Below are 6,624 nucleotides of genomic sequence, written 5' to 3'. Positions count from 1 at the left end.
CCACTTTATAAGCGGGCACTTGAAATCTATGAAAAGGTGCTGGGACCAGAACACCCTGATGTTGCCAACACGCTAAACAATCTCGCAGCACTCTATGATAGCATGGGAGAATACGAAAAAGCACTCCCACTTTATAACAGGGCACTTGAAATCTATGAAAAGGTGCTGGGACCAGAACACCCATCAGTTGCCAACACGCTAAACAATTTAGCGATTCTTTACTATTATACTGAAAGGTACAACGAGGCTTTACCCCTGCTTGAACGCTCACTTAAGATATTAAAAAGTAAACTTGGCTCTGCTCATCCAAGCTTTAAAACAACTGAACAAAATATTCAGGATCTTAAGGAGAAAATGAAAGAAATGTGAAATTCATTCTGCATTTATTGAATTTCTGGCGTTAATATGATCCGACATGCAAATATTTCTGCTTGGATTTGCTTTTGGAAAAAGCCGTTCACTGCGCGAACGGGGATAGGGACCGGGGTTTGAAACAGTGAACACAAAAAGGTTTTGAATAGCGAATAAAACCAATCCTTTATTCAATACTTCCCCGTCATCTTCGCAATCGTTCTGTGCAGGCCGTGTATACTTAATCCGCTTCCGAGATACATCATGGGACAGCGGCCTGCCAGGTATTCGAGTTCTTCATCTCTGCAGGCACTGAGGGCTTTTTCGGTTTCGGTTTTCCAGTGGATCCAGGCTTTTTTGGTGCCTTTTTCTTTAAGGACAGGGATCAGGTCTCCGGGTTCGGATTTTGTTATGCCGATGATGGCACGGTCCAGGCCGGTAGGAAGTTCGGAAACGCTTTTCAGGGAGCTGGGATCGGGTTTTTCGGAGAGGTCAACGACATAGACTTTTTTGCCCTGCTTTTTGAGTTCCGAAGCAGCCCATTTCATGGCTGGCTTTGTATTGTCGGTAATCACTGCAAAACTGTTTGCATCCCAGAAGTTAATCCAATCTGAAGCTGTTGGTTCCATATTAAATTCCCCCTTGTTTCATAGTTTCATAATTTGATTTATACATTAAAATCTGTCATTCAGGCAATAAATGTGTTGTAACAGAAGAAAATATGAAGGGGCAGCAGAACTCAAGTAGGAATTCTGCTTACTCTTTCAATTACTGGCCCTGAAGCCTCTGCCCGGCAGCCTGAAGAGCTCCACCGAGTGCCTTTGCAAGCTCACAGTTCTGGTTGCACTTTGAGGGACAGGTGCAGTACTTTGGTCCGTTTTCCATCATCCACTGGCCAAGGAAGCCGAAGGCTTTGAGCTGTTCTTCATTTGCAGTCTGTACGAAGTTGTTTATGTCCTGTAATTCCATTCATTATCACCGGATTCTAAAAAGCTGTATATATTTATATACTTGAGCGTCATAATTATGTACAAATTTCAGATAGTACAGAAAAATGACCCTTAATAAAAATGATCTGCGATTACTAAAGAACTCATCCCAAAACCCAGTTTTAATCCCAATACCAAAATTATTCCGGCTTACTTTCATAAGTAGAAGCTCGATTGGCCACTTAAAATAAGAGATATAAAGAAGCAAATTTTGAGTTTTGGGATAGGCTCAAAAATAATACACGGTCAATAAAAATAACACGCTGGTAATAAAGATGAGGGGTCGTTAATATAAATGATCGTTAATTAGACTAACCTTAAATAATTTACCTTTAATATAACGCAATCCGGTTTTTCAATAGGTATAGAGGCTGATAAGAATGGAAACTGCGAGCGGAGATACTGACGTCTACTACAAAGAAGAACTGCACTCCATCAGGGAAGAGGTAACTTCTCTTCGGAATGAGTTCTCACGGTTTTTGCAAAGGGCAAACCAGCAGCACATTGAAGGGATGCTGGGAGAGATGAGGAAGAACTTCATGAAGCCCATGGTAGACTACCTCTGCGAGGACGCAAACGAGAGGATGCACAGCCAGATGACCAGGAACTGTAAGACGCGGGAACTCTGTGAAACGGCGTTTAAAGACCTTTTACAGGAAACTGCAGGGCTTGTTGGCAGAGGAAGGGTCGAGGCGGGAACTGTCAGGATGTACAGGGACAAGCTTGATGAATTAAAGAAGGAAGCAAAAACCCCTCAATGCAGCAGGTGCTTTTCAGAAGCCAGCAATCTTTTTGATAAACAGGTAAAACTTATGCGCTCCCTTCAGATCTATGAAGACAGGGAAGAAAAAGACGAAAAAGGCGATATAAGTGCAATCGAGCCTGAAAAGATAGTCTCTGAGGTCTGTGAGCCTGTAGCAAATAAACAGAGGCTTTTGATGCTAAAGGCACTTTCAGGGGAAAGCAAGACCTTCTCAGAGCTTTCGAAACTCACAGGGCTTCGCGGCGGAAACCTGCTCTTCCACCTGCAGAAACTGCTTGATACGGGCATGGTTTTACAGCGGAGTGAACGCGGGGACTATATCATCACAAGAAAAGGGTATTCCACCCTTCAGGGGCTCTCCAGAATCTATTCCGAAATCGGGTTGATAGAATAATGGATATAATAACAGCTGTAAAAAACCTGTAAAAAACCTGTAAAAAACCTGTAAAAAATCGGTAAAAAACAGCTGCATAAAAACTGGAGAAAAGCTGGAGAAAAGCTGTAAGTAGATAGGGAAATTGCTCAAAATAAAAAATAGATATACCGATAAAAATTAAGTAATTCGGCTTAAATCGAACAGGCCATTTTAGCCGTCGTTTCCTATTGCTTCAACCGGGCAGCTTTCCAATGCCTCCTTACAGGCTTCCTTTTCCTCATCAGTATCCGGCTGTTTATATACATAAGCGTTAGAGTCATCTTCAGTCATTTTAAAGTTCTCTGGCGATGTATCCACACATAAGTTGCATGCGATACATTCATAATCTACATAATAAGGTCCGGGAATATTTTCCGCAACTTTATCTGTCTTATCAGCCATATTTTACTCCCCCTATTGTGTTTATTTCACAATAAGAGTAATTAAGAGGATTTTTATATATAATTTAACATTCAAAACACCCTTTCAAGCCTCTATTTCGACCATAGGTTCAACTATATTCCTGATGTTCAAGAGCCTTAAGCAGGATTCCCGTTACTTTAGTGGTGGGAGGAATGCGTAATCTTCGCAACCCCTGTTTATGTTTAATATTCACACAAAATCTATAACTAAGTTTATGTGAATATGATCTACTATGGAATCTACTAAAACAATACAACTGAAAATTCTAAATCCAGATTTTGATTTAGTAGAAACCATGCAAAAATACACAAAAGGTATGAATTACACATCTAACATCGTTTTCGAACATGGCAGAACAATACCTGCTATGAAATTACAAAAAATGGTATATCCTTATCTCAGAGAAAACATTGGATTGAAGTCTCAGGTTAGTTGTAACATACCAAGACAGGTAGCAGGGACGTACAAAACAATAGTAGAACTGGCAAAACTAGGTATGAGTTATTGGCAGAAAGTAATGTATTCTCCAACATCTATGACATTATCATACAAGAGAGATTACACGATAACTGAAAATTCAGTTAGTCTTACTACATTCAGTCACGGTAGAAAAACATACCAAATCCAGAACTACGAATACGCATTACCGTTTTTTAAAGACCCGTGGAAATTTGAAGCGTCTAAAGTAGTGAAACATAAAGACGGAGATTATTATTTCCATCTAACCGTTTCTCAGGAATTGCCTGATAAGAAAATCGAGGACGCTTCTACTTTTATGGGTGTTGATGTAGGCATTAATTATCTCGCCGTGGCTTCTACCACTGATAAAAAATGTAAATTCTTTGCTGGCGGAGATATAAAAAACAGGAGAAATGTCTACAAAAACATGAGAGCAAGATTACAATCTAAGGGAACTTTGTCAGCTAAACGTGTACTGGAACGGTTAGCAGGGAAAGAGAAACGTCTAATGACAGATGTTAATCATTGCATCTCTAAAGCAATTGTAAAATTTGCAGTTGAAAATAGTGTTTCTGTTATCGGTTTAGAGGACTTGGCCGGAATAAGAAGTCGTACAAATAACAAGCTGAGAAAGAAACAAAAATATCTCCATAACAGTTGGGCTTTCTATCAGTTGCAGCGGTTTATTGAATATAAAGCCAAAAACGCTGGAATAATAACAGAGTATATAAACCCTGAATATACTTCTCAGACTTGTTGCCGATGTAATCACATCTCTATTAATAATCGAAACGGGTTAAAGTTTCGATGTAAAGCATGTGGTTTTGAGCTTAACGCTGATCTAAATGGTGCTCGAAACATCGAACACAGAACACGAGACTATAGGTATATCTTAGAGTCTCAGGGGTGTCTGTCAACCACCCACACGAATAATATGATCTGAGAAATCAGGGATATCCATGCTTGCCACTTCAGTGGCAAGTAGTTGACCTACATTGCCCTTCAACTAAATTGCCTTTTATACATCTTTTCCTGTGATGAAAAAGAAAGTTTAATTAATAAACTTATATGTTATAATAAACAGTTTTAGAAATAAATCAGAGATACAGGTATCAGCCCATATTAATTTTAACAGGGGATCAGCATTACGGAAAAAAGCCCTCATAGTAAGTTCGCAGGTAAGGAACTGCCTGAAAAGGAGCTGCCTGACTTTTTTGAATCTAAAGAAGAATTGAAAATATTCCTCGAAAGTATTCCACCGGTCATTTTCATAAGAAAAGCCGAAGCTGGCTTTCCGGTAGAGTTTGCTTCTACAAACATTTCAGGGCTCGGGTATGAGCCTGCTGATTTTAAGGCGGGAAAAATTCTATATGCTGACATAGTTCACCCTGAAGACCTTGAAGCTTTTAATTTTGGGGTTATAAGCAACTCTGAAAGGGGAATTAAGGATTACACCCTGGAATACAGGGTCCTCACTAAAAACGGGAACGTACGCCGGGTTGAGGACAGGACTCTCATCCAGTACGGGAAAAACGGCAGGATAAGCCGTTATTTTGGGATTGTTTCGGACATTACCACTTGCAGAGAACTTGCAGAAAAGCTGGAGCAGGAGGAGCAGAAATTCAGCTCTTTGCTTAACTCAAGCAGCAATATTATAATTATCCTGGACAGGAACGGAAAATTCCTGGAAACAAACGAAGGGGCGTGTACTAACCTGGGGTACAGTAGAGAAGAACTCCGTAAGCTTGCTCCCGCAAACATCGATACCAGGTATGGAAACCAGTTTTCCAGGCAGGTTAAGAAAATATACCAGGAAGGGAAAATTGCCTTTGAGACCACCTATCTGAAAAAAGATGGCACCTCTATCCCGGTAGAAGTGGAAGCCCGTGTAATGGATTACGAGGGCAAAAACACGGTTCTTATAGTTGCAAGAGATATCAGCGAGCAAAAGAAGATAAAAAGAGACCTCTCAAACTCACTAAAAGTGAATAAAGTCCTGGAGTTAATTGTAAGCAGCAGCCCTGTAGTTGTTTTTCTGAGCAACCCCCGGGAAAAACGGCCTGTGGAATTCATAACTGAAAACGTAATCCTTTTCGGGTATCCGGCAGGGTCTTTTACCTCAGGAGAACTTACATATGAAGACATTATCCATCCCCTTGATATTGAAAAGGTAAGGGATAACCTGTTCAGGAATTATAAGGAAGGCAGAAAAGACTTTTTTCAGGAATACAGGATTCTCACAGCTTCCGGAGAGGTCCGCTGGGTGGACGAACAGACGTTTATACATTCCGATGAAAAAGGGGATATCGAATACCTGTACGGAACAGTTATTGACGTTACTGAAAAAAGGCAAAGTTCTGACTTCCTTCGTCTCCGCCGCAATACCGGCATTGCCCTTGCTTCCACAGATGAACTTCAGGAAATCTTAAAGCAGCTCCTTGATCTGGCTCTTGAGGTCGAGCCTCTGGATTCAGGCTGTATCTATCTTATGGACGAGGGCAGCGGCGAGCTGAAATTAAAGACCTGCAGGGGATTGTCCCCTACTTTTGTGAAAGCTGCGGCCTGTTTTGGGAAAGTTCAGGGGTTGGCAAACCTGCTCATGATAGGAAAACCTGTTTACAGGCACTATTTTGAGATTAAAAATATGGCATCTCTTGAGACTCCATCTGAAGAAAAGCTTCGAGCTGCTGCTTTTATTCCTGTATACTCAGGTGGTCGCTTTGCCGCAGTCATACAGCTCAGTTCCCATAAGGCAGACGAAATTCCCGAAACTTCCAGAAGACAGCTTGAAACCATTGCCCTTGAACTCGGAAACGAGATATGCAGGCTAAAGGAAAAAGCAGAACTCCAGCAAACCAGCAGCGACTTCCAGGGGCTTTTTAAAAGTATAAAGGACTTTATTTTCATAGTGAACCATGAAGGCTGCATTGTCCACTCCAATCCTGCTTTCCGCAAATACCTCTCTTATACGGAAAAAGAACTCTTTGGAAAGAATATCCTCTCCTTCCATCCCCAGAACCGGGTCCTTGAAGCCGCAAAAAACTTTTCTGAAATCCTTGAAGGAAAAACATCCCTGTACAGCGTGCCCTTTGTTGCCAGGGGAGGGACAGAGATTTTTGCCGAAACCAGATTCAGTAGAGGATCATGGAGGGGACAGGAAGTCCTGATCGCCCTCGCACGTCCCAGGCTCTGTCTCTTATACACATCTCCGAGCCCACGAGACG

The 6,624-nt window shown here is 41.3% G+C and carries 7 protein-coding genes; 4 read left to right on the top strand and 3 right to left on the bottom strand.

Annotated features, from left to right (window positions below):
- Positions 1–369, top strand: a 369-nt coding sequence (locus tag EO95_RS10355; RefSeq protein ID WP_156164038.1) for a tetratricopeptide repeat-containing protein, incomplete at its 5' end; no start/stop codon positions are given.
- A gap of 173 nt (positions 370–542) precedes the next feature.
- On the opposite strand, the gene EO95_RS10350 is transcribed toward EO95_RS10355, so the two are convergent.
- Positions 543–980: a CoA-binding protein gene (locus EO95_RS10350; RefSeq protein WP_048134526.1), complete on the bottom strand. Its 438-nt coding sequence runs from the start codon at positions 978–980 to the stop codon at positions 543–545.
- A gap of 139 nt (positions 981–1,119) precedes the next feature.
- Positions 1,120–1,320 (bottom strand): hypothetical protein, encoded by a 201-nt coding sequence (locus tag EO95_RS10345; protein ID WP_048134524.1) that lies wholly within the window; start codon positions 1,318–1,320, stop codon positions 1,120–1,122.
- Between the two features lie 400 nt (positions 1,321–1,720).
- Here EO95_RS10345 and EO95_RS10340 point away from each other — a divergent pair, with 400 nt between their 5' ends.
- On the top strand, positions 1,721–2,497 hold the full coding sequence (locus EO95_RS10340; RefSeq protein WP_048134522.1) for a winged helix-turn-helix domain-containing protein: 777 nt from the start codon (positions 1,721–1,723) through the stop codon (positions 2,495–2,497).
- A gap of 192 nt (positions 2,498–2,689) precedes the next feature.
- Here the strand turns inward: EO95_RS10340 and EO95_RS10335 are convergent, their stop codons facing one another.
- Positions 2,690–2,920: a ferredoxin gene (locus EO95_RS10335; protein WP_048134520.1), complete on the bottom strand. Its 231-nt coding sequence runs from the start codon at positions 2,918–2,920 to the stop codon at positions 2,690–2,692.
- Positions 2,921–3,173: 253 nt separating this feature from the next.
- Here EO95_RS10335 and EO95_RS10330 point away from each other — a divergent pair, with 253 nt between their 5' ends.
- Entirely contained in the window at positions 3,174–4,343 is a 1,170-nt protein-coding gene (locus tag EO95_RS10330) for an RNA-guided endonuclease TnpB family protein (protein ID WP_048134518.1), read from the top strand.
- Between the two features lie 288 nt (positions 4,344–4,631).
- The coding region (locus EO95_RS16775) for a PAS domain S-box protein (protein ID WP_082106007.1) at positions 4,632–6,624 on the top strand (1,993 nt) is incomplete at its 3' end.

Source organism: Methanosarcina sp. 1.H.T.1A.1, assembly GCF_000979295.1.
Lineage (GTDB): Archaea > Halobacteriota > Methanosarcinia > Methanosarcinales > Methanosarcinaceae > Methanosarcina.
The sequence above is the reverse complement of the archived record's forward strand: the minus strand, read 5'-3'. Positions and strand labels throughout refer to the sequence as shown.